The organism is Vibrio sp. 10N.261.51.F11, from assembly GCF_041471665.1.
Classification (GTDB): Bacteria; Pseudomonadota; Gammaproteobacteria; order Enterobacterales; family Vibrionaceae; genus Vibrio; species Vibrio crassostreae_C.
In genome coordinates, this window is sequence record NZ_JBFROW010000030.1 from 49,404 (window position 1) to 72,437 (window position 23,034).

General features: G+C 44.7%; 21 protein-coding genes. 16 read left to right on the plus strand and 5 right to left on the minus strand.

Features of this window, described 5'->3' with window-relative positions:
- The first annotated feature begins 128 nt into the window (after window positions 1-128).
- The 3 genes from AB4351_RS09885 (at window position 129) to AB4351_RS09895 (ending at window position 2,997) form a co-directional block, all read left to right on the plus strand.
- Entirely contained in the window at window positions 129-926 is a 798-nt protein-coding gene (locus tag AB4351_RS09885) for a Cof-type HAD-IIB family hydrolase (protein ID WP_017069716.1), read from the plus strand.
- A 180-nt stretch (window positions 927-1,106) separates the two neighbouring features.
- Entirely contained in the window at window positions 1,107-1,754 is a 648-nt protein-coding gene (locus AB4351_RS09890) for a DsbA family oxidoreductase (RefSeq protein WP_017060931.1), read from the plus strand.
- Window positions 1,755-1,788: 34 nt separating this feature from the next.
- A complete protein-coding gene (locus AB4351_RS09895; RefSeq protein WP_372125810.1) occupies window positions 1,789-2,997 on the plus strand; it encodes a winged helix-turn-helix domain-containing protein in 1,209 nt (402 codons plus the stop codon).
- 28 nt (window positions 2,998-3,025) lie between these two features.
- Here the strand turns inward: AB4351_RS09895 and AB4351_RS09900 are convergent, their stop codons facing one another.
- On the minus strand, window positions 3,026-3,883 hold the full coding sequence (locus AB4351_RS09900) for a LysR substrate-binding domain-containing protein (protein ID WP_017064010.1): 858 nt from the start codon (window positions 3,881-3,883) through the stop codon (window positions 3,026-3,028).
- A gap of 106 nt (window positions 3,884-3,989) precedes the next feature.
- On the opposite strand from AB4351_RS09900, the gene AB4351_RS09905 reads away from it, so the two are divergent.
- From AB4351_RS09905 to AB4351_RS09920, 4 genes are all read left to right on the plus strand, one after another.
- On the plus strand, window positions 3,990-4,313 hold the full coding sequence (locus tag AB4351_RS09905; RefSeq protein WP_372125813.1) for a putative quinol monooxygenase: 324 nt from the start codon (window positions 3,990-3,992) through the stop codon (window positions 4,311-4,313).
- A 3-nt stretch (window positions 4,314-4,316) separates the two neighbouring features.
- Entirely contained in the window at window positions 4,317-5,291 is a 975-nt protein-coding gene (locus AB4351_RS09910; RefSeq protein WP_372125816.1) for a Gfo/Idh/MocA family protein, read from the plus strand.
- Between the two features lie 199 nt (window positions 5,292-5,490).
- Window positions 5,491-5,829, plus strand: coding sequence for a hypothetical protein (locus tag AB4351_RS09915; protein ID WP_017060926.1), 339 nt, complete (start codon window positions 5,491-5,493; stop codon window positions 5,827-5,829).
- 431 nt (window positions 5,830-6,260) lie between these two features.
- Window positions 6,261-8,492 carry a hypothetical protein gene (locus tag AB4351_RS09920; protein WP_372125818.1) on the plus strand — a complete coding sequence of 744 codons (2,232 nt, stop codon included), beginning with the start codon at window positions 6,261-6,263 and terminating at the stop codon, window positions 8,490-8,492.
- A 43-nt stretch (window positions 8,493-8,535) separates the two neighbouring features.
- On the opposite strand, the gene AB4351_RS09925 is transcribed toward AB4351_RS09920, so the two are convergent.
- Both AB4351_RS09925 and AB4351_RS09930 read right to left on the minus strand, forming a co-directional pair.
- Complete coding sequence (locus tag AB4351_RS09925; RefSeq protein WP_017060924.1) at window positions 8,536-8,997, minus strand: hypothetical protein; 462 nt, start codon at window positions 8,995-8,997, stop codon at window positions 8,536-8,538.
- A gap of 180 nt (window positions 8,998-9,177) precedes the next feature.
- Window positions 9,178-9,936, minus strand: coding sequence for a DeoR/GlpR family DNA-binding transcription regulator (locus AB4351_RS09930; protein ID WP_017072299.1), 759 nt, complete (start codon window positions 9,934-9,936; stop codon window positions 9,178-9,180).
- A gap of 280 nt (window positions 9,937-10,216) precedes the next feature.
- Between AB4351_RS09930 and ltnD the strand changes: the two genes are divergently transcribed.
- The 8 genes from ltnD to AB4351_RS09970 all read left to right on the plus strand — a co-directional run bounded on the left by ltnD (window position 10,217) and on the right by AB4351_RS09970 (window position 19,482).
- A complete protein-coding gene (ltnD, locus tag AB4351_RS09935) occupies window positions 10,217-11,131 on the plus strand; it encodes an L-threonate dehydrogenase (protein ID WP_371724880.1) in 915 nt (304 codons plus the stop codon).
- 2 nt (window positions 11,132-11,133) lie between these two features.
- Entirely contained in the window at window positions 11,134-12,390 is a 1,257-nt protein-coding gene (gene otnK / locus AB4351_RS09940) for a 3-oxo-tetronate kinase (RefSeq protein WP_136977419.1), read from the plus strand.
- 11 nt (window positions 12,391-12,401) lie between these two features.
- Window positions 12,402-13,049, plus strand: coding sequence for an aldolase (locus AB4351_RS09945; RefSeq protein ID WP_171349682.1), 648 nt, complete (start codon window positions 12,402-12,404; stop codon window positions 13,047-13,049).
- Window positions 13,049-13,825, plus strand: a complete 777-nt coding sequence (otnI, locus tag AB4351_RS09950; protein WP_372125822.1) for a 2-oxo-tetronate isomerase — start codon at window positions 13,049-13,051, stop codon at window positions 13,823-13,825. Before AB4351_RS09945 ends, otnI begins: the two co-directional genes overlap by 1 nt.
- Before the next feature lie 178 nt (window positions 13,826-14,003).
- Window positions 14,004-15,458: a GntP family permease gene (locus AB4351_RS09955; RefSeq protein ID WP_102431792.1), complete on the plus strand. Its 1,455-nt coding sequence runs from the start codon at window positions 14,004-14,006 to the stop codon at window positions 15,456-15,458.
- A gap of 113 nt (window positions 15,459-15,571) precedes the next feature.
- The gene (locus AB4351_RS09960; protein ID WP_048660974.1) at window positions 15,572-16,741 is read left to right on the plus strand and encodes a glycerate kinase; all 1,170 of its coding nucleotides are present in this window, start codon (window positions 15,572-15,574) and stop codon (window positions 16,739-16,741) included.
- Window positions 16,742-16,940: 199 nt separating this feature from the next.
- Window positions 16,941-18,392, plus strand: a complete 1,452-nt coding sequence (locus AB4351_RS09965; RefSeq protein ID WP_017066332.1) for a catalase — start codon at window positions 16,941-16,943, stop codon at window positions 18,390-18,392.
- 217 nt (window positions 18,393-18,609) lie between these two features.
- Entirely contained in the window at window positions 18,610-19,482 is an 873-nt protein-coding gene (locus AB4351_RS09970) for a patatin family protein (protein WP_065583767.1), read from the plus strand.
- Between the two features lie 120 nt (window positions 19,483-19,602).
- On the opposite strand, the gene AB4351_RS09975 is transcribed toward AB4351_RS09970, so the two are convergent.
- Together AB4351_RS09975 and AB4351_RS09980 are read right to left on the minus strand one after the other, a co-directional pair.
- The gene (locus tag AB4351_RS09975; RefSeq protein ID WP_017058859.1) at window positions 19,603-20,595 is read right to left on the minus strand and encodes a 2-hydroxyacid dehydrogenase; all 993 of its coding nucleotides are present in this window, start codon (window positions 20,593-20,595) and stop codon (window positions 19,603-19,605) included.
- A 347-nt stretch (window positions 20,596-20,942) separates the two neighbouring features.
- Window positions 20,943-21,743 (minus strand): ferredoxin--NADP reductase, encoded by an 801-nt coding sequence (locus AB4351_RS09980; protein WP_372125825.1) that lies wholly within the window; start codon window positions 21,741-21,743, stop codon window positions 20,943-20,945.
- Between the two features lie 333 nt (window positions 21,744-22,076).
- On the opposite strand from AB4351_RS09980, the gene AB4351_RS09985 reads away from it, so the two are divergent.
- Entirely contained in the window at window positions 22,077-23,021 is a 945-nt protein-coding gene (locus AB4351_RS09985; RefSeq protein ID WP_372125826.1) for an acyltransferase, read from the plus strand.
- Window positions 23,022-23,034 lie beyond the last annotated feature (13 nt).

The following is a 23,034-nucleotide window of genomic DNA, read 5'->3' on the forward strand; positions in this document are numbered from 1 at the left end:
TGTGAAACAGTGACTGACAGGCGGTATAATAAGCATTGTATTCACCAGCGACTCTAGCGATATAATCGAACCCAGAACCGTTACTCAAGATAACGAATGATCATAATCCAATAATAGGTACGCCCGACATGCCCCAACAAAACATCAAATTTATCGCGACTGATATGGATGGCACCTTACTCGATGAGCATGGAAAGCTCGACCCTGAGTTTTTCAATCTTTATGAGCGCTTAGAAGCGCAAGATATTATTTTTGCTGCCGCGTCTGGCCGCCAGTATTACAGCTTGCTAGAAACATTTTCCCCGCTTAAAGATCGCATGATGTTTATTGCTGAAAACGGCACATTAGTGATGCACAAAGGCCAAGAACTTTACAGCTGCTTGCTTGATACCGATGCCATTAAAGAGATCATTAAAGAAGCTCGAGCTATTGAAGGCGCGCATGTGGTGCTATGCGGTAAGAAATCGGCATACATCGAAACCAAAGATGAGCGTGCTCTGGCGGAGATCTCTAAGTACTACCATCGCCGTGAGCAAGTAGAAGACTTACTGGCGGTAGAAGACGATTTCATCAAGGTGGCTATCTGTCACTTCGACGGTTCACAAGAGAAAGTGAACCCAACTATTGATGCCAAATTCGGTGAGAACTACCAAGTGGTTGTAAGCGCAAAAATTTGGTTAGATGTGATGAACGCTGAAGCGTCAAAAGGTGCGGCGATTAAACATCTACAGAACACATTAGGTTTCACTTACGAGCAGACCATGAGCTTTGGTGATTACCTAAATGACTTGGAAATGCTTAAAGAGAGCTACCACTCTTACGCGATGGAAAACGCGCATCCAAAGTTAAAAGAGATCGCGCGTTTTGGAGCGCCAAGTAACGTTGACGCGGGTGTGTTCCAAGTACTTGAGAAGTTGCTAGCGTAACGCTCTTAAGCTAGATTCGATTTTTATCAAAGCCAACTCGTGAAAATGAGTTGGCTTTTTTGTTGGCTGCTGTTGTATTGAGTTAAATTTGAACGAGTGTTCAGCTTGTTGTAGTCTAACCAGAAAGATGGGTATTCACTTTGAATTGGATACGCCTTAGTAACGATATTTGGAATGATTATGAGCAAGAAACTTCAACTTGATATTATTTCTGACGTAATGTGCCCGTGGTGCGTAGTCGGTTACAAAAACTTAGAGCTAGCCGTTGCGGAACTTGGTTTAGAAGACCAGATTGAACTTGAATGGCAGCCGTTTGAGCTTAACCCTGACATGCCGCAAGAGGGCGAAAACCTGCGTGCCCATATCATGAGAAAATACGGTTCTAGCGCAGAAGAGAGCCAACGTTCACGAGAACAGCTTTCGGCTCGCGGCCAAGCGGTTGGTTTCGATTTCAATTTCTATGACAGTATGAGAATGGTCAATTCACGTCATCTACATGTACTTCTCGATTTTGCACTAGCGCACGGCAAACAGACTGAGTTAAAGCTACGCTTCTTTGCTGCTCACTTCACAGAGCAAAAAGACCTGTCCGATCTTGAAGTCATTGCACAAGAGCTTGAAGCGGTTGGCTTAGACTCAACGAAGGCACTGAAGCGCCTAAAGAACACCGACAACTTGAAGCAAATTGAAGCGCAAGAGTTTGAATGGCAACGCATGGGGATCTCTGCGGTTCCTACTGTGGTGTTCAACCGTAAGAGTGCAGTAACGGGCGCGCAGACGGTAGAAACCTACAAGCAGATTCTTCAAGAGCTTATTGCTGAATCATAAACGGATCATTGCTATCAATTAGAGTCTGAATTTCATGGAATCACTGTCACTCGCTCAAGCGCAAAAACTGGTATTGCTTTCGCAAAAGCTGCCGCCTAAGAAGTTGCCACCTAAAAAGCAACGCAATGGGGGCGCTTTGGCGAACACGTTGTCTGCGATTGAAAACCTTGGCTATGTGCAAATTGATACCATCTCTGTGATTCAGCGAGCTCACCACCACACGCTTTGGAATCGCAATCAAGATTACCAACTGAACCATCTTGATAAGCTGTTAGAGCGTCGAGAAGTATTTGAGTATTGGTCGCATGCCGCCGCGTATTTACCCATGCGTGACTTCCGATTCAGCCTACACCGCAAGAATGGCTTTGCGAGCGGTAAGCTCAAGCATTGGTATAAAAAGAATGACGCACTGATGGCTCATGTTCTCAAACGTATTGAGAATGAAGGGCCGTTGATGGCGAAAGATTTTGAAGGGGATAGGCCAAACCCCGGCGGTTGGGGCGGTAAACCGGCCAAGCAAGCATTAGAAACATTGTTCATGCAAGGCGACTTAATGGTGCCAAGCCGAGTTAACTTTCATAAGGTGTATGACCTAACCGAGCGAGTTTTACCGAGCGGAATTGATACCTCTGAGCCGACAGAACAAGAGTACATCGAGCATCTGATAACACGTTATTTAGAGGCTAACGGAGTTGGAATAGCGTCGGAAATGAGCTACCTACTCAAGAACACAAAGCCTTTGATTCAGAGAGCACTCCAACAGATGCTTGAAGATAAGCAGGTTCTGAAAGTAGATATTCAAGGCTCTGATTACTATGTCCTGCCAGGTGCTTTTGAACTGCTGAATCAACCTCTTTCCAGAACCAAGCTGAAGATACTGTCTCCGTTTGATAACCTGCTGATTCAACGAAAGCGAATGCAATCATTGTTCAACTTTGATTACCTCCTAGAATGCTATGTTCCAGAGGCCAAGCGTCAGTTTGGTTATTTTAGCTTACCGATTCTGTGGCAAGGTGAGCTGGTGGCACGAATGGATTGCAAGGTCGACAGGAAGAGTGGTTTGCTCAATATCCGTAACTTGGTTGTGGAAGAGCGAATTAAAAACCATGAGTCGTTGGTTCATGCTTTATGCGATGAACTAAAACACTTCATGGTGTTCAACCAATGTGATGAGATGATCGTCCATAACACCACGCCCTCTGATCTTGGCAAGCGCTTGATGAGCCAATGGCAAACAGTCTAGCGGTCTTTGTTGTTTAGAAAGCGCTTAGTTACTCAGCAAACGCAGCTAACAAGAACTCGACAAAGGTTCTGTTCTTCAACGACAGTTGCTTGGTTTTGTAGAGCAAGTGAATCGGCTTTGGTAACGGCGCCATGCCGGGTAGGATTTCCAACAGCGCTCCACGATCAATCTCTTCTGCGACTAAGATAGTCGGTTGCAACAACACGCCCACACCCTGCAGGGCGGCATACCGCAACACATCACCATTATTCGACATCAAGCGCACACGTTCTTTATTCGGTGTGGCGTGAGGAGCTTGGCTGCTGTAACTGAATCCAAGCGATGGGTGCTGCGCCAAGTCTTCCAATACTCTGATTTCAGCATGTTGGTTTAGGTAAGCGGGCGCCGCGCAGTAACACATCTCATAATCCCCTAAATACCTTGCGACCAAGCTTGAATCGGATAGGTCACCAATTCGCACAATCAAATCAATGTCGGATGAGTAAGGATCAACAAGGTCATTATTCAACATCAGCTCAACGTTAATGGTTGGGTGATGCGCGAGAAACTTAGCCACGATAGGGGCGAGCACCTTGTTTCCATAGGTAACTGGGCAGTTAATTTTTACCGTGCCTTGCGGTTGATTTTCCAAGGTCTGAATCAGGTTCTCTGCATTGCTGATGTCTTCGAGAATTCGCTTACACTCACGATAGTAAAGCTGCCCTGAGTCGGTTAACGATTGCTTACGCGTGGTGCGGTGGATCAGCTGAGAGTTCAGACTGGTTTCTAAGGAATGGACATGTTTGCTTATCATGGTCGCCGACAGGTTGAAGTGGTTTGCGGCGCTGCGAAAGCTACCTTGTTCCACCACATAGACGAAGACTTTCATGCTGGTTAACTTATCCATTGAACACTCTTGGTTGATAAACAATAAACAAAAGGTGAGTTTATCAATTATTAGGGGTTAATTATATTAATGGCAAACCGATAATTAACTAAAATAAGAGTGTGCAATGCCTCAAACGAATGAAACTATCTTTGTTACTGCCGAACTTAAGATCAAAACCAACATAGAACGAGCAGCTGCGCTCGAAGCTATCGAACAGTTTTGTTTAGACATGCAAAGCGAACCGGGCTGCCTACAAGCGATTGCAACCTATGACCAAAACCAAAGCGATCGTGTGATCTTGCTTGAGCAATACGTAAACCGCGAGGCGATCAATCAGCACTTTGTGATGCCTCATACCCAAGCGTTTATTGAGCGTGATATTACCGAGTTGGTTCAAGCATTCGAAACGCAACGTGGGCCTATCAAAGCACAAGAGCAGGAGATCTAAGACATGAAATGGGGAATCCTAGGAACCAGCTTTATCTCAGGCGTAATGGCGGATGCGATTAAAGGCGATGCTCAAAGTGAGCTGTATGCTGTTGCTGGACGCACAGAGAAAACACTCAATGAGTTTGCTGCCCAATACCAGCCAACACGAACCTTCAACAACTATGAAGCCTTGATTGAAGATGAGTCGGTCGACATTATCTACATTGCTCTACCAAACCACGTTCATCATGAGTATGTGATTAAAGCGGCTCAAAAAGGCAAAGCGATCTTGTGTGAGAAGTCTTTGTCGGTAGATATGGAAAAAACCGAGCAAGCTTTACTAGCCGTGAAAGAAGCGGGCGTATTCTTTGCTGAAGGTTTGATGTACTTAAACCACCCAATGATCGCCAAGCTTCATCAAGAATTAGCTACTGGTGAGATTGGCGAAGTGCGTTCAATTCAAGGTTCCTACGTTGCGGCGATTGATCAGTTCGTGAACCCTGCAAGTAAAGGCGCGTTGTACAACCTGGGTTGTTACCCAATGTCTTTGATTCACTCTGTCGCACAACACCAGTTTGGTGAGAGTGTGTTTGATGATGTGCAGATCTCAGCAATCGGCCGACGAGGCGAAGATGGCAATATCTGTGAGTCGTCGGCGATGATGCGTTTCAACGGCAGTTTTACCGCGCAAATCCACACTGCTGAAGATCACGGCTTAAAGCATGGTTTTACGATCCTAGGTAGCAAAGGCTGTATCACGCTAGATACTAATCCATGGCTACCGACGGCAGAAAACACGTTTACGGTAGAGATCTATGAGACGTCGACACGTGAAGTGAAAGTCGAAGCGCAAGGCGATGGTTTCCATTATCAAGTGCGCAATATCCGCCAAGCGGTTGAGCAAGGTGACACACAACTTGCTGCGCCGATGGCAACCCACCAAGACTCTCGCGTAATCATGAAGTTATTAACTGATTGGGAACAAGCGGCGAGCTAATGTTTTAGTAAATTCTATACTCGTCTCATGTTTGATCGCCTCGTAAGCTATCAAACATGAGGCGTTTCCTCTATATCTTCCAGTCGACTCTCCCCAATAAATACTTTGCATTTGAAACCGCCACAGTGTCCAATATCAGGTAGTACGAAACTGACCGAAAAACCTTATTTTTTAAGGTGTTAAATAGGACCTTTGCCGCATGCGTAAATCAGATAAGAAAATCGAGAATCAAATCAGAGACGTGTTAACTGACGTTTGTGAAGACACGCTGAAAGGCTTCGATGGTTTTTTGTGGGTGACTCACTCGGTCAACTTTTCCTCTTTTCCGCAAAGTTTGAAAATTGTCTGTGTATTCGATACCAATCAGGATAGAACGAACTTCTTAAGTGGCGAAGGTCAACAGAGTGTCTCAGGGGCTATTCAACAAGCGTTCAATCAAGTTGGAATTCAACTGAAGAATATCGATAAGCATGTTAGCTACGATACGCAAGAAAATTGCGATCGCGACCATCAAGGGAAGTGGAACAAGAGGCTTTAAGGAGCGTTGTCATCGTTCTTGTTTAGACAGCCTATCCAAATTGAGTTTCAATAGTGTGGCGCTCAAACTGAGATTCGATACAGCAAATCCAAGTCCTATTCTGAGTTCTAGGCTCTGATAACTTCTCATCTTCCAAACCGTATTATTCTCATTTTGAGAAAATCTGAGCTGATTTCTCGTTAGCCGGAGATACTTGGTTTCCAAATAAAATTAAAATCACAAAAACTTATATTTTCCTTAATGCATTGATTTTGAATCGGCATTTGCTCGTTTTACTTGCCACCGATGAAACAAGACAGACGAGCACTTGAACAATAGAGCCATGTAGTCGATACTTTTTTCGTATTTTGATTCCTAAATTGACACGTAAGTTGGCTGACTTTTCGTCTTGTGATTTAAGGCATGACAGTATCGATTAGGAAATTTGAATCATGAAAACCTACATTTCTGGGCTGCTCGCACTCATACCGTCATGTTTAATCGCTGGCTACGCTTTTGCTGTTGGTACAGCAGTTGTGCTGCCAGGGCAACATGAAGCGGGTGTTGATCTTTCGGGCTCCCCACTATCTGCGAATGCTGTCATTGATTGGGAAATTACCAACAGTGACATTGTGTTCGGAGCGTATGCCGACAAAGCCGACAATGAGCGGGCCACGACAATTGGTTATATGTACAACCAAGTCATGGCGATGAACTCGGGTTGGTTGGAGAACGATCTCCGTAACCAAGCTGAGTTAGAAGGCCTCAATTTCGAAGACTATTTCCTGCACTTTTCTGAAGATACTGTCATTGCCGAAGTTGATAAAACTCATGGCGAAAAGACCCTTTTAAACCGAAAACCTATGATCTTGGGTTATACAGCCAGTGAAGACCATGCTGGTTTTTGGTTGTATCAAGAGCCTCCGTGGGATGCCGATGTGTTTGAGAATTTCGAACAGGGTGGGGCTTTGTATGTCTATCATGCTGAACAGTTCGAACGGCTGACCTTTAAGTTCTCACAGTTTGCTGGCAGCGGTGAATTTTGGATTGAATACCCAACTGCTATTGATTCTCAGGGTAGGGTTTCACAATGGGAAAGGCTTGATGTAAAGAAAGACAAAACGCTCAATATGACCAAAAACCAATCGGTGATCTGGAACCTTCCGGATAACTGGTTAAGAGCTACAACTCATGATGGGAGCGGTGCGAGTTATGGCGGCGGCCAGTATTTTGGTTCAACCTTTTTGAGAGATGGTGGGCGCTTATACGTTGTGAGAGTTCGTTGGCAAAGTGAGAATGCCGACGACAGGCCGCGTTTAAAAGAAGTAAAACTCAAAAACAGTTTTCCAACCGTCAAGTTAACCGATGCTCCGACTTCAACCCCGGACGGCAATGCTATCAGCCAATGGCGAAAAATCCGTGGTTTTGATGTGTCTGCAGATCTAGATGGTGATAACTACTTGTCGCCAAGCGAGTATCGAAATCGAACCAATAAGAACGCAACAGCGCGTTTTCGTTGGGAATCAAGAGTGGTGCCATTTGGTCGAATGTGGAGCGCTAACTCGTCTTGGTCGCTAACAAACGTCGCAAACGCGGATTATCTATCTGCCATTCATCGCTACTACAAGCAAAGCTGGGCAAGCCAAGGTTTGAATGGTGCGTACAACGACGACACAAATAAACTCATTGGCTCGAACCAGTTCTATGTTCACTCTGGCGGGCATGTTCAAGAGTTAGGAGCTGTTGCGGGTTCGAATCAAGCGGATGATCTCTACAAGCAACAATTTTCAGCGTTTCTCAAAAATCTTTCTGCTTTAGAAAGTGATGCGTCGATTGGGTTGAATATCGGAACCGCGAACTTACTGGGTCGAAATGGACAGTCTCATCTTAGCGAGGCGGGCTCTCTGTATTTACGCGAGCACTACATTTTTCCGTCTACTGGGTTTAGTGGTTACTCGGGGATCTCAAAATTCTGGGATAATTCTGCGCTCGCCTACAATGGGCAAAGTGTTATTTTTCAGGCGACAACGCGTTATGGGCGAGTTCAGTATCTTGGAAATAGTGAAGATAATTGGAAGCAAGACCAATACTCGACCCTAGCGATCTACCACCTCAATCGACACGCTCAACATAGCTACTTTAATCAGTGGAACAATGGTTACGTCTATGGAAGTGGCAATACGACGGCTGAGATTTTCTGGCAAAGTGGTGTCCCTAAAAACATCGCCTACCAACCAAGTTCGTTATTGGCTGTTGATTTGGGAGAGCCGAGTCATCAAATCCCACAAGGCTTTACGCCGATTCCTTTGATGCTATCGACAACGACACCTCAGCCCGCTGACTACACCATCGTTGGCGATGCCTCGATGAACGAAATGGTGCATGCTGATCTGCCCAATGGCATGACTCACGTTCTACCGACGTTCACGTACTTTATGTATCAATCTGAAAATCAGGTGGTTGCTGGTGGTCCTGAGGACATGGTGTTAGCGAGAGAGTTCAGCAATGGTCGTGTGTTGTATCGCACGGATTTCCACGGTAAGAATCCGAGCTTTTATGACGCGGCAAAACTCACCATTGCGCTGGATGTCCCAATGAAACCTGTTGATGCTAACGGTAACGTTGGTGACTATGTGAGTGAAATCGAAATTGGCGGTTATGAAGGGCTGTTCTTACTTTATTAGAACCAATGCGAGTGAGTGCTCTCGAACCAGAGCAGACTAGAGCTTAGGTTCGGGATATGAGCTTATTCTTTTTACACTGCTTAAACTCTTTGGCGATCCACGATTGCTCGTTTAAACCATTGTCGATTAGAGCAAAAAGGTAGCCATCGACTTTGCTTGAAGCTGCTGGATATTCTTGAAAAGCGTGCTTAGGGTAGCCGGGGTAATCTGTCTCGTATTGAGCGTCTAACTGCTTACCGAGTTGACGCCATTTTACGAATAACTCCGAAGAAGACGTCTCAACCTTATATTGCCCCAAAATGCGTTGGTGATGGGTTAACGCCACTTTAGCGCAGTGGTTGGTCTGTACGACTTTTTGTATCAATTCAACTTGTTCTTCACTCATGGTTTTCGCCAGTACATTCTCTTGTTCGATGCGCGCCATTCGCTCACCAAACGTTTCAGCATGGATGGGAAACACAAAAGTAAGCGGTAAAGCCAATACCAAAAGACGCTTGTAGAACATAACCAAACTCGTTAGAAGGATTCGCGGCTATTATGCCGCCCGCCGCCAATATTATTAATCAATATAAACGCTTAATTGTAAGAATTATTTTTATCGAGTAGATAAATAGATGATTTTGGAGTTGTGGCATTCAGGCTCTGAATGTTTGGTTGGTGAGCCTGAAATTTGATGAGGGATCCGTTACGAATTAATGACCTTGATGCCTTTATCTTGAAGCTCATCAATCACACTACTCGAAAGATCAATGTCGGTGATTACGCCATCAAGCGCACTTAAATCTAAGGCGTGGAAGGTAGCGATACGTCCGTATTTGGTTGAGTCTGAAATCAGATAGTTTGAATGAGCTGCTTGAACAATGGCTTGTTTGACTAACACCTTATTTTCACAAGGTGTCGAGAGCCCTTTTAGATTCCAAGATGAAGATGAGATAAACGCAATATCAATATTCATCCCTGCCAAGAACTCAGCTACTTTGCCCCCAATACTTGATTGATTTTCACGGTCAATCTTGCCACCAGTATGGTAAATCTCAGATTGTGTGCTGTTCATTAGGTACGCGGCAATCGCGAAGTCATTGGTGATGATAAGCAGATCATCTCGCCCTGCAAGTTGGTGAGCGATCTCCAAAGAGGTTGTTCCAGCGTCTAAGTAGATAGTCGAATACTCAGGAACCAATTGAGCAGCTAGTTGACCTATTTGAGCTTTTTCGCTTGCTTGCTGTTCTACCTTGATGTCGTGTGACAATTCGCTGTGAAGTGCTTTAGTCAGCTGAACGCCACCCGAAACTGAAATCACTTTCCCTGATGTCTCTAGCTTTACGATATCTCGACGAATAGTCATATGAGACACCTCTAAGTGCTCAACAAGCTCAGAAATACTGATCACTTCTTGGTGTGATAATAGTGACAAAATGGTTCTCTGACGTTCCGCTGGAATCATGATTCTTCTTCTATGTTCTTATTTTTCATCATCCTATCAATCTTTGGTTGTTTTGTGAATATCTGTGAATATCTGTTGTGAAATAGCAATTAGAACTGTGATTGCTGCCGAAATTACCCTTATCTAATGCCTCTAAAGGGTTAAATTACTCATTAATGTTAATTTTTGTTAAATGTGTGACTTGTCACTAAGTCGCATTCGATTTCTTCACATATAATCACAAACATAAACAAGAATTAACAAATCTAGAATTCAATAATTACGTGAAAGGCATCTTGCTATGAAAGAAGTTCAATCTGTTGGTGTTATCGGTTTAGGTTCTATGGGCATGGGCGCAGCGAAGTCATGCGTGCGTGCAGGCCTTGATGTATATGGTTTCGATTTGAATCCGCAAGCGATTGAAAACTTGGGTGAATATGGCGCAAAAGCGGTCTCTACAAGCGCGGTTGAGTTTGCCGACAAACTTGATTCAGTTTTGGTATTGGTTGTGAATGCAGCTCAAGTTAACACGGTACTGTTTAAGACTGGTCTTGCGGCGGCACTGAGACCTAACACGCCAGTTATGGTCTCGGCAACGATCTCAGCAGAAGACGCGAAACAAATCGAAGCTCAGCTTGCTGAACATGATCTTGTGATGCTGGATGCGCCAGTGTCCGGCGGTGCAGTAAAAGCAGAAGCGGGTGAAATGACGATTATGGCTTCAGGTGCGGTGACCACATTTGAAGCACTGGCTCCGGTACTTGATGCAACTGCAGCTAAAGTCTACAACATCGGCGAGACCATTGGCCTTGGTGCGACCGTTAAGATTATCCACCAGTTACTAGCAGGTGTTCATATTGCTGCGGGCGCTGAAGCGATGGCACTAGCCGCACGCGCAAACATTCCGCTTGATTTGATGTACGACGTTGTTACGAATGCAGCGGGCAACTCTTGGATGTTCGAGAACCGCATGAAGCACGTAGTCGATGGTGATTACTCTCCAAAATCTATGGTTGATATCTTTGTGAAGGATTTGAACTTGGTATCAGATACCGCTCAAAACCTGAAATTCCCACTCCCATTATCAAGTGCTGCACTGAACATGTTCGTTAGCGCGAGTAATGCTGGATTTGGTCAAGAAGACGACAGTGCAGTGATAAAAGTCTTCCAAGGTATTGACCTGCCGGGTGTAAACACGTCAAAGGCGGAGAAATAATCATGTTATTAGGTGTTATTGCAGACGACTTTACAGGTGCAACAGACATTGCTGGTTTCTTGGTTGAAAACGGTATGCGCACTGTTCAACTGAATGGGATTCCAACGGGAGAGTTTGACACATCAGCAGATGCTGTGGTGATCAGCCTTAAATCTCGCTCTTGCCCAGTTGACCAAGCGGTGACGGATTCGGTTACTGCGCTTAAATGGCTTCAATCTCAAGGTTGCCAACAGTTTTACTTCAAATACTGCTCAACGTTCGACAGTACCGCTGAGGGCAATATTGGTCCCGTAACAGATGCACTTTTGGCGGAACTTGGAGAATCTTTCACTATGGTTTGCCCTGCATTGCCAGTAAATGGTCGCACGGTTTACAACGGTCACTTGTTTGTTTTTGGTGAGTTGCTCAGTGATTCAGGTATGCGTAATCACCCTGTTACACCAATGACGGATTCAAGTGTGGTTCGAATGATGGACGCACAATCAGAAGGTGTTTCCGGTTTAGTTAACTTTCAAACGATTGAACAGGGCGCTGATGCGGTTACCGCTCGTTTTAACGAACTCAAAGCTCAAGGTAGTCGCTACGCCGTGGTAGACGCATTTAATGCAGAGCACTTGGTGACGTTAGGTCAAGCGGCTAAATCTCTGAAACTAATCACAGGTGGCTCAGGCCTAGCTGCTGGTATCGCTAAAAATTGGACAGGACATCTTGCTGACCAAAGTGATGCAAAACATGCCGGCAGCCCAGTCAAAGCACCAACCGTTGTGTTCTCTGGTTCTTGTTCAGTGATGACTAACCAACAAGTTGCGGTATACAAGCAGCTTGCTCCTCACTTTGCTATCGATGTGAAGGCTTGCTTAACCAATGATCAATACGCCAATGATGTGTTCGATTGGGTGATGACCAATAACCAAGGCGAGTTTGCTCCTTTGGTTTATGCAACCGCAGATGCCGCCGCACTGAAAGCCATTCAAGAAGAATACGGCGCACAAGCTTCAAGCCACGTCGTTGAACAGTTTTTTAGTCAACTCGCTATCAAACTGCACCAACATGGTGTGAAAAACTTCATTGTTGCTGGTGGTGAAACATCAGGCGTAGTGACGCAAAGTCTAGCCGTGAAAGGTTTTCATATTGGCCCTCAAATCGCACCAGGTGTGCCTTGGGTTAAATCGGTCGAAGGTGAGCTATCACTAGCGCTAAAATCGGGCAATTTTGGTGATAAAAACTTCTTCGCTAAAGCTCAATCATTCTTTTCATAAGCGAGATTCAAATGAGTAAAGTTTTGATGAACGAGCAGCAGTTAAGAGAGCAAATGGTCACGCTCGCTCGTTCAATGTTCGAACGAGGTTACGCCACTGGTGGTGCAGGTAATCTGTCTATCAAATTACCTAATGGGCATTTTCTAGCAACACCAACAGGCTCTTCATTTGGTCGCCTTGTCGCTGAGGAATTGTCGGTTGTTGATATCGATGGCAACCACATCTCAGGTAAGAAGCCTTCTAAAGAAGCGGCATTCCACTTAGCGATTTATAGAAATAATGCAGAATGCAATGCGATTGTTCATTTGCATTCTACTTACCTTACCGCGTTGTCTTGCCTTGAAGGGTTGGATCGTAATAACGCGATTAAGGCTTTCACACCGTATTTCGTGATGCGAATTGGTGAGTTACCAGTGATTCCTTACCTACGTCCGGGTGACCCACAAATCGCTGAAGAGTTGGCAAAACGAGCAGGTGATTATCGAGCATTTTTGTTAGCAAACCACGGCCCAGTAGTAACAGGCACTGACTTTGTTGATGCCGTTGATAACGCTGAAGAGCTAGAAGAGACCGCCAAATTAGCATTCTTATTGAAAGGGAATGATATCCGTTACCTAACGGACGAAGAAGTGATGGATTTAAAAGGGAGAGGCAAATAATGGCTAAGTTCGCAGCAAACTTAACGATGTTATTCACAGAAGTACCATTTCTAGAGCGTTTTGAAAAAGCACACCAAGCCGGTTTCAAAGCTGTTGAATACCTATTCCCTTATGCATTTGAGGCCGAAGAGCTTGCAGCAAAAATGCAGAGATTTGGTTTTGAACAGGTGCTGTTCAACCTGCCTCCAGGTGATTGGGACGCAGGCGAACGTGGCTTTGCAGCGATTTCTGGCCGTGAAGATGAGTTTAAAGCCAGTGTTGATACCGCACTTATGTACGCCAAAGCGCTGAACTGCAAGAAAGTTCACGCGATGTCGGGTCTGCATGATGCGAAGTTCACGAGACAGCAACACGTTGAAACCTTTATCTCAAATATTCGTTTTGCCGCAGATAAGTTTGCTGAGCATAACATCGAATTGATGATTGAACCGCTAAATAGCCGTGATGTTCCGAACTATTTTGTGGCGCATCAACGTGAAGCTGTCGAACTGATTAAGTTGGTCGATAGACCAAATGTGAAACTTCAACTCGACCTTTATCACGCGCAAATCATGGATGGTGATTTAAGTACTTTGATTCGTGAAGTTGCTGCTTATACCGGTCATATCCAAATTGCTTCTGTACCAGAGAGGCATGAACCATCGGAAGGCGAACTGAACTACCCACATTTATTTAGTGTTTTGGATGATTCAGGTTACCAAGGTTGGATTGGCTGTGAATATAACCCAAGAAGCACGACAGAAGAGGGGCTTAGCTGGGTAAAAAGTTATTTATAGCGCGGTGTGAATGGCGTTTATATGTAACGAATCATAAAAGTAAAAACTGATTTAGATAACACGGCTTACAGGTAAGCCAACACATAACGATAAAGTGCAATGGGTGACCCGGTATCACCCATATGCACCACCCTACAAATTTTCTAAAAATGAAGAAAGAGACAAAAGGAATATAAAAATGGATGGAGCACTGATAGGCATCGTAATTGGCATTTTAGCCATGATGGGTATGATCATTAAAACGAGAATCCCGGTGGCACTTGCTATGATTATTGCCAGTATCATCATGGGTCTGTTTGCTGGAATGGCACCAACAGAGCTGATCAACGCAATTAAAGCTGGCTTTGGTGGCGTACTTGGCGGGATTGGTTTGATTATCGCGTTTGGCGTGATCATGGGCGCGTGTTTTGAGCGTTCTGGAGCCGCTGTTCGAATGGCAAAAACGTTTGTAAAGCTGTGTGGTAAAGGTCGCGAAGACTTAGCACTAGGTTTTACAGGTGTACTTGTCGCTATTCCGGTTTTCTGTGATTCTGCGTATATCATTTTGCATTCTCTTGTTCGCGCAATTTCACGTGACACTGGTAAGTCAGCGGTTGGCCTAGGTGTGACTCTAGCGCTTGGCCTACTGATCACTCACGCACTTGTACCACCAACACCGGGTCCAGTTGCAGTAGCCGGTATTCTTGGCGTTGACCTCGGTGAGTACATGCTTTGGGGTTTGATGGTTTCTATCCCTATGATGCTGCTTTCTATGATTTACATTCGCCGAGTAGGTAACGAGTACTACCGCGTACCAAACGGTGAAACATGGATTACTAACCAAGCTGATTGGGCAAACCTAGAGAAAGTAAAAGAGACAGATGACAAAGAGCTACCAAGTAACTTCTTATCATTTGGTCCAATCCTTCTACCAATCGCATTCATCTTAATCAACACGCTTGTTGGCCAAGGTGACACTGCAATGCATACCGTTATTTCACTAATTGGTAACCCAGTGGTTGCTGTTGGTATCGGTGTTCTTATGGCGCTATACGGTCTTACTCGTCACATTGAACGTAAAGACATGGTTAGCTCAATGGATGACGCGTTATCTACAACAGGTCTAATTCTTGTGGTAACTGGCTGTGGTGGCGCAATGGGTGCAGTACTTAAAGCATCTGGTGCTGGTCCTCAAGTTGCAGAAGCTATCGCGAGCAGCGGTATTCCACCTCTACTTGTACCACTAGCCATTGCTTCAATGCTTCGTCTAATCCAAGGTTCAGCAACGGCATCTATGATGGTTGCAGCAACGATGACGCTGCCATTGGTTGAAACGTTAGGTCTAGACCCAGTATTCGTAGCACTTGCATGTGCGGTAGGCCCGGTTGGCTTCTCTCATTTGAACGATTCGTACTTCCACATCATCAACCGTACGCTAGGGATTACTGAACTAGCAGACCAAATCAAGATCTGGTCTGTGTCTTCAACTATCGCATGGGCGATTGGTGCAAGCATCATCATGGTTCTAAACTTGGTGTTTGGTAAAGGCGGTACACTGATTGATCCATTGATTCCAATTGCAGTTTTAGCAGCAGTATTTATCTGGCTAAAAAGCAAAGAGAAATCACAAGTAAAGGCAGCTGTTACTAACTAATACCGCTTACCTTTATATACTGCCCCTATTGCTTGATTGGCTTGCTAATCTGACATAGGGGCATTTTTGGATCGACAGCCTATCAAAATTATTATTTCCTTGGATTTATCAGTATGAAAATTGTTATTGCACCAGACTCGTTTAAAGAATCTTTATCGGCGGTATCGGTGGCGGCGTGTATTGAAAAGGGTTTTCGTGAAATCTTTCCTGACGCTGACTATGTGACTTTACCTCTGGCTGATGGTGGTGAGGGTACGGTAGATGTGTTGTTGCAAGGTTTAGCAGGACAGAAGCGAACCTACCAAGTAGAAGGGCCGTTGGGTGAACTTGTAAACGCGGAGTGGGCGATACTTGAGCCATCCGCAAGCAATCAGAAAAAAACTGCACTGATTGAGATTGCTGCCGCATCAGGCTTGGATTTGTTAACACCAGAGCAGCGTGATCCATTGGTAGCCTCTTCATTTGGTACAGGTCAGCTCATTTTAGAAGCGATGCAGCAGGGCGCTCAAACGATCATTCTTGGCTTGGGTGGCAGTGCGACCAATGATGGTGGTGCAGGAATTGTACAAGCGTTAGGTGGTAGATTGCTTGATCGTGCAGGGCAAGAACTCAGCCGAGGTGGCGCTGCGCTAGCGGATTTAGCATCTATCGATCTTACCGACCTAGATTCACGCTGTGCTGATATCGAATTGATTGTGGCGTGCGATGTCGATAATCCACTGTGTGGTGATAATGGTGCCAGCCATATCTTCGGCCCACAAAAAGGAGCGACACCTGACCAAGTTGTGATGCTTGATACTGCGCTTGCGAACTTTGCTCAAGTTGCTGAGATGCAGGGTTGTGCTAGTGGCGATGAACCTGTTCACAAGCGCATTGGTTATGGCGCGGCTGGTGGTACGCCGATGGGACTTGGTTTGCTATTCAATATGCAGATTAAACAGGGCATTGAGATGGTACTCGATGTTTTACAAGCCGATGAAGTATTGAAAGGCGCAGACCTTGTGATTACCGGCGAAGGTCAGATGGACAATCAAACCCTGCAAGGAAAAACGCCTTATGGCATTGCTAAACGTGCGAGCTTGCAAGGCATTCCGACGATAGGGATTGCAGGATCTTTGGGCACTGAAGTCGAAGCCTTATATGGTGAAATGAGCAGCTTGTTCGGAACAGTGCGATCTCCTCAGTCACTCGAGCAAGTACTACGAGAAGCTGAATTGAACCTAACCAGAACGGCGAGGAACATTGCATCAACTCTGAGGTTAGGCCATGCCATTTTTAACTAAAGCGAAGTTATACATAGGCTTATTCGCAGTGAAGTTCAATAGGTTTCATAGATAACAACGATAAATATAAACGATTATATTTTCTGCCAACTCAGGTCTATTCTTTATCCATATTGTTTTAGTGGTTTTTAAAGTATTGAATCCACTTAAATCTAAGATGTGGCAACGATGCGATATCTTTAACCTTAAGGAATAGACCATGAGTAAAAAACTGACCACAGCTGCGGGTTGTCCTGTCGCTCATAACCAGAATGTTCAAACGGCGGGCAAACGTGGTCCACAACTTCTTCAAGACGTTTGGTTTTTGGAGAAATTGGCCCATTTTGATCGTGAAGTGATTCCAGAGCGTCGTATGCACGCGAAAGGCTCAGGTGCTTACGGCACATTTACCGTTACACACGACATCACAAAATACACCAAGGCAAAATTGTTCTCTGAAATAGGTAAAAAAACCGACTTGTTTGCACGTTTCACAACAGTTGCGGGTGAGCGCGGTGCTGCCGATGCTGAACGTGATATTCGTGGCTTTGCATTGAAGTTTTATACTGAAGAAGGCAACTGGGATATGGTGGGCAACAACACGCCAGTATTCTTCCTTCGTGATCCTCTTAAGTTCCCTGACTTAAACCACGCGGTGAAACGTGACCCACGCACCAACATGCGTAGCGCGAAAAACAACTGGGATTTCTGGACTTCTTTGCCGGAAGCTCTGCACCAAATTACTATCGTAATGAGTGACCGTGGTATCCCTGCGACTTACCGTCACATGCACGGCTTTGGTAGCCACACGTTCAGCTTCATCAACGCTGATAACGAACGTTTCTGGGTGAAATTCCACTTCAAATCTCAGCAAGGTATTAAGAACCTTTCTGATGCAGAAGCGGCACAAGTGATCGGTGATGATCGCGAAAGCCACCAACGTGATTTGCTAGACAGCATCGATAACCAAGATTTCCCGAAATGGACGTTGAAAGTACAAGTGATGCCAGAAGCGGATGCAGCGAAGGTTCCATACAACCCGTTCGATTTGACTAAGATCTGGCCTCATGCAGATTACCCGTTGATCGAAGTGGGCGAATTTGAGCTAAATCGTAACCCGCAAAACTTCTTCGCAGAAGTAGAGCAGTCAGCATTCAACCCAGCGAACGTAGTTCCAGGTATCAGCTTCTCGCCAGACAAGATGCTGCAAGGTCGTCTGTTTGCTTACGGTGATGCACAACGTTACCGTTTGGGTGTAAACCATCAGCACATTCCAGTGAATGCGCCTCGTTGCCCAGTACACAGCTACCACCGTGATGGCGCGATGCGTGTCGATGGTAACTTCGGTGGCACATTAGGTTATGAGCCAAACAACGAAGGTCAATGGGCTGAGCAACCAGATTTCGCTGAACCAGCACTGAACCTAGATGGCGCAGCAGCACACTGGGATCACCGCGAAGATGAAGATTACTTCTCGCAACCGGGTGACTTGTTCCGCCTAATGACACCAGAGAAGCAAGCGATTCTTTTTGATAACACTGCTCGCAACCTAGGCGGCGTGCCAAAAGAGATTCAATTGCGTCACCTAAGACACTGTTACAAAGCTGACCCTGCATACGGTGAAGGCATTGGTAAACTGCTTGAAATCGACGTGAGCGAATTTAAGTCGTAATCAATCATCTTGATTCGTTAATTGAAAGGCCGTTGAGTGAATCACTCAACGGCCTTTTTTGATCTCGCTGTTTATTAAGCAACCCTAAATCATTGAAAAATTTAATAATCCACATTGATAGTTTTTACCTATCGAATTGATAAATCTATCCCATTATCTTTGTAAGAGTGATGGGATTATTCTACGACTATCAGTTTATAAAGTAGAAGAGTTTGAGATGAATAAGAGCGCATTAATCGTTGAAGGTGGAGCAATGAGAGGTATTTTTGCTGCTGGAGTTTTAGACGCCTTCATGCAAGACGATTTCCGTCCTTATGATTTTGCCATCGGCGTATCTGCAGGTGTGTCGAATCTGGTTGGCTACTTATCTCATGCACCAAAACGCAGTTATGATGTGATCACCACGATGGCGACGGATAAAACTTTCTTTAATCCTGCTCGCTTTGCCAAAGGCGGTAACTTGGTAGATGTTAAATGGTTATGGAACGAATCCAATCAACGTTATCCGCTCGATTGTGGTGAGTTGTTTTCAAGTATCCCACTCATTGCTGCTGTCACAAATGTCGATACGGGCAGTGCAGACTACTACCATATTAAGCCAGAAAACCTTTCTAATGTTGTTGAAGCAACAACGGCTTTACCTATCGCTTACCGTGAAACTCCGTGTTTCTCTGGTGGCTGTTATACCGATGGCGGTGTAGCCGATTCGATTCCGGTTCGTGAAGCATATCGCCGTGGCGCACGCGATATTACCGTGATTCTGTCTCACCCATTGAGCTACCGAATGAAGCCTCAAAAGCACCAATGGATGCTGAAGAAACTATTAAAGAAATTCCCGAATATTGCTGAGTCGATGGCGGTACGTGCTGAAAACTACAACCAGTCTCTGGAGTTCATTCGTAACCCACCCAAAGATGCGACTATTAAAGTGATAGCGCCACCTGAAGCCTTCGCGGTTAAGCGTTTAACTATGGATCAAAGTACTCTTAATACAGGTTACGAGATGGGCGTCAAAGCCGGTGAAGAGCACCTTGCTATTAGAAAAGGCGTTTATGGTTTAGACACTGAAGATTGTCATTTCTGCGTCTAGGAACGGTTTTAGAATACTGAATAAACGACGAAGCCACGCTGTTCACTTCAGAATAGCGTGGCTTTGTATCTGTAGACCTAGTTTGTTTTTAACTCAGCCTGCTGTTAACTCAATCTGTTATTAAACGAGTTCGTTACCGCTGGTGTTGCCAGCAAAGAAGGCATCAACACTGGTGAGCGTTGTATTGGCGATGTTGAACAGAGCATCTTTGGTCAAGAAAGCTTGGTGACCTGTGAACAATACATTGTGACAAGCAGATAGGCGACGGAATACGTCATCGACAATCACATCGTTAGATTTGTCTTGGAAGAACAGCTCTTTCTCGTTGTCGTAAACATCAAGACCAAGCGCGCCGATTTTGCTTTGTTTGAGCGCTTCAATCGCTGCGGTTGAATCCAGCAGTTCACCACGGCTGGTGTTGACGATCATCACGCCATCTTTCATCTTCTCAAATGCCGTTGCATCCAATAAGTGGTAGTTCTCTTTACTCATCGGACAGTGCAGAGAAATCACATCAGACTCTTGGTAAAGTTCGTCGAGTTCAACGTATTTAGCGCCTAACTCAACAGCTAACGGGTTTGGATATGGGTCATAGCATAGGATATTCATGCCTAAACCCTTCAGAATTCGCATCGTCGCTAGGCCAATCTTACCCGAGCCAATCACACCGACCGTTTTACCGTGGAAGTTAAAGCCAACTAACCCCTCAAGAGAGAAGTTCGCATCACGAGTGCGTTGGTATGCCTTGTGTAGTTTACGGTTCAAACACATCATCATGCCAACCGTGTGTTCTGCTACCGATTCTGGTGAGTAAGCCGGAACGCGAACCACTTGCAGACCAAACTCTTTGGCTGCGTCTAGGTCGACCTTGTCAAAGCCCGCACAGCGCATCGCGATTAACTTGGTGCGGCCTTGAGCAAGAATCTCTAACACGTCTCGCGATAGGTCATCGTTTACAAACGCACAAACCACTTCGTTGTCGTGCGCCATTTTTGCTGTTGTTGTGGTGAGTCGAAAATCGTGAAAATGAAACTCAGCGTTGAGTTCGCCTTTTGCCAGTTCGAATGATTTTTCGTCGTATGATTTTGAGCTAAAAAAAGCAATGTTGAGCATGGCTTCCTCTCTTACCTAAAATATAAATAACCCACTAATTCATTCTCTGAGACGGGATTAAAACTAATAACTCTGTTCAGTGTGCTAGAGTTTTTTTCTCTTGTCTATCACCATTAGTCATTGTAATTGCTATGGTTATTTGATCTTTTGTCTTCACTTATTGAACATTAAAAATCACATTACGAGGTTGCTTGCTTATAAGTTCATCAGTATTGAATGAATCTTACTTTCGGGTGTGGAACGTTGAATTTTCCAGTGTGACGGAATACGTAAATGACTCATATAAAACCTCTTCTCTAACTGTTCTTTGAAAGTTGTGCTTCTGTCTAACGAGTGGCGGTTGTTATTTACCAGTAGTTCTCACTGCTGAATTGACCGGGTTTTCTGCGTAAGTGCTTTTCGAAACCTAAGCTAGTTAGCGCTTCGCTTGTGTCACGAACCATTTGCGGATTGCCGCAAAGGTAGAAAAAACTGCGGTTTTGATTGAAAGCGACAGACGCGGCTTGCTCGAGGTCGCCTCCAAGTAACAAATTTGGGATTCGTCCGCGCAAAGTTCCGGTAACTGATTCTCTAGAAATAATTGGCACATATTTAAGTCTCCCTTGAAAGTGATTAACGAGTTGAGTGATACGATCTCGATAAGTCAGGTCTTGCTCTGTTCTTACAGCATGCACTAGAACCAGATTCTTGAATGAAGAGGCTTTGTCTGAAGCCAACTCATTTTGCTGTATCTGCATGCTCTCAAGTATTGAGATAAATGGGCCTACCGCGGTTCCGGTTGAAAGCATCCATAGATCGTCGGCGATCTCTGGGATCTCATCTAAGGTCATAAAGCCACTTGGGTCTTTGCCGACAAAGATGTCATCGCCCATCTTCAACTCATGAAGTTGAGGTGAAAGCTGACCGTTCTGATCCTTAATAATCAAAAATTCCAGATGTTGATGACCTTGTTCGTGCTCTGGCGCGTTCACCATCGAATAGGCGCGTCTTACGAACTCATCCTCACTGTTAAGTAAGCCAAGTTTCGTGAACTGACCTGCCTGATAAGAAGAGACAGGTGCACTAACCTGGAGTGAGAACAATTGATCTGTCCATTCTGTTTTGTTTAGGACTTTGCCTGTAACTAAACCATGAGGAATATCTGTCATATCATCCACCTTTAAGAAGAGAAGTTATCTCATTAAGGATACTCAACTATTTACACTTTAGAGTTGCATGTACCATGCCTATAGTGAGAATGCTTATCAATACTGGTTTGGGGGATGGTTATTAGATCGAATGTTGTCAAAAAGACAATATGCTAATGGTTTCCAAATGACTCATTTGTGTGTTTTTGGTTTCGTTTTAATAGGCTTTAACTGGTTGAACATCGTTAGCATAGGTTGAGTGGTTTGACCCCTAGGATATTCAATCAATTACTGAAGAGAATAATTTATAGATGCGTATAATGGCGGCTTTCGTTCTCAATATAACTGTGTTTTATGCTTGATAATCTTCGTATGGCCTTGAACGTATTGTTCGTGACCATTAATACTGCATTCACCGCATTGGCTGTGAGCCTGTTTGCCCTAATCAAACTTATTTTGCCAATTTCTGTCGTTCAAAAATCATGCACTCGCTTAGCTAACTTCACATTCTGGTGTTGGGCTTCTCTTAATTTATGGATGTTGAACGCCAATAACGATATCGAATGGCAAGTGGAAGGGGGGGAAGATATTTCGACCAAGCAGTGGTATTTGATGATGTCTAACCACCTAAGCTGGGCAGATATTGTGATTTTGTCTTCAATCCTAAAAGACAAAATGCCGATGACGAAGTACTTCTTGAAACATGAATTGTTGTACGTACCATTTGTTGGCTTGGCCTGCTGGGGCTTAGATATGCCATTCATGAGACGCCACTCTCGTGAGTTCCTATTACGCAACCCAGAACGCCGTAATGATGATTTTAATGCAATCAATAAAGCGTGTACTAAGTTCAAATTAGCACCGACAACATTGGTTAATTTTGTTGAAGGGACTCGTGCAAACCACGAGAAACTGGCGTCAGCAAAGACCCCTTATCGCCACTTATTGAAGCCGAAAACTGGGGGCGTGGCATTTGCTTTATCTGCAATGGGCCCAATTTTGGATGGCATCGTGGATGTGACCTTAGCTTACCCTGAAAACCAAACCTCTCCGTTTGAAGATATGCTGAAGGGCAAAATGACTAAGGTCGTTGTGCGTATTAAATTGCATCCAATGGATGAGAACGTGAACGGTAATTACTTTGAAGATAAGGCTTTTAAACGTCGCTTCCACAAGTGGTTGAACAGCACGTGGAAAGAGAAAGACGTCTACCTTGATACGGTTTATGGGGTTGATAAGCCTTCTGAGGTAGAGACAGTTGACGAGCCTGATGTGGCTTATAAGAAACAAGAACAGTAAGCTAAAACTGAAT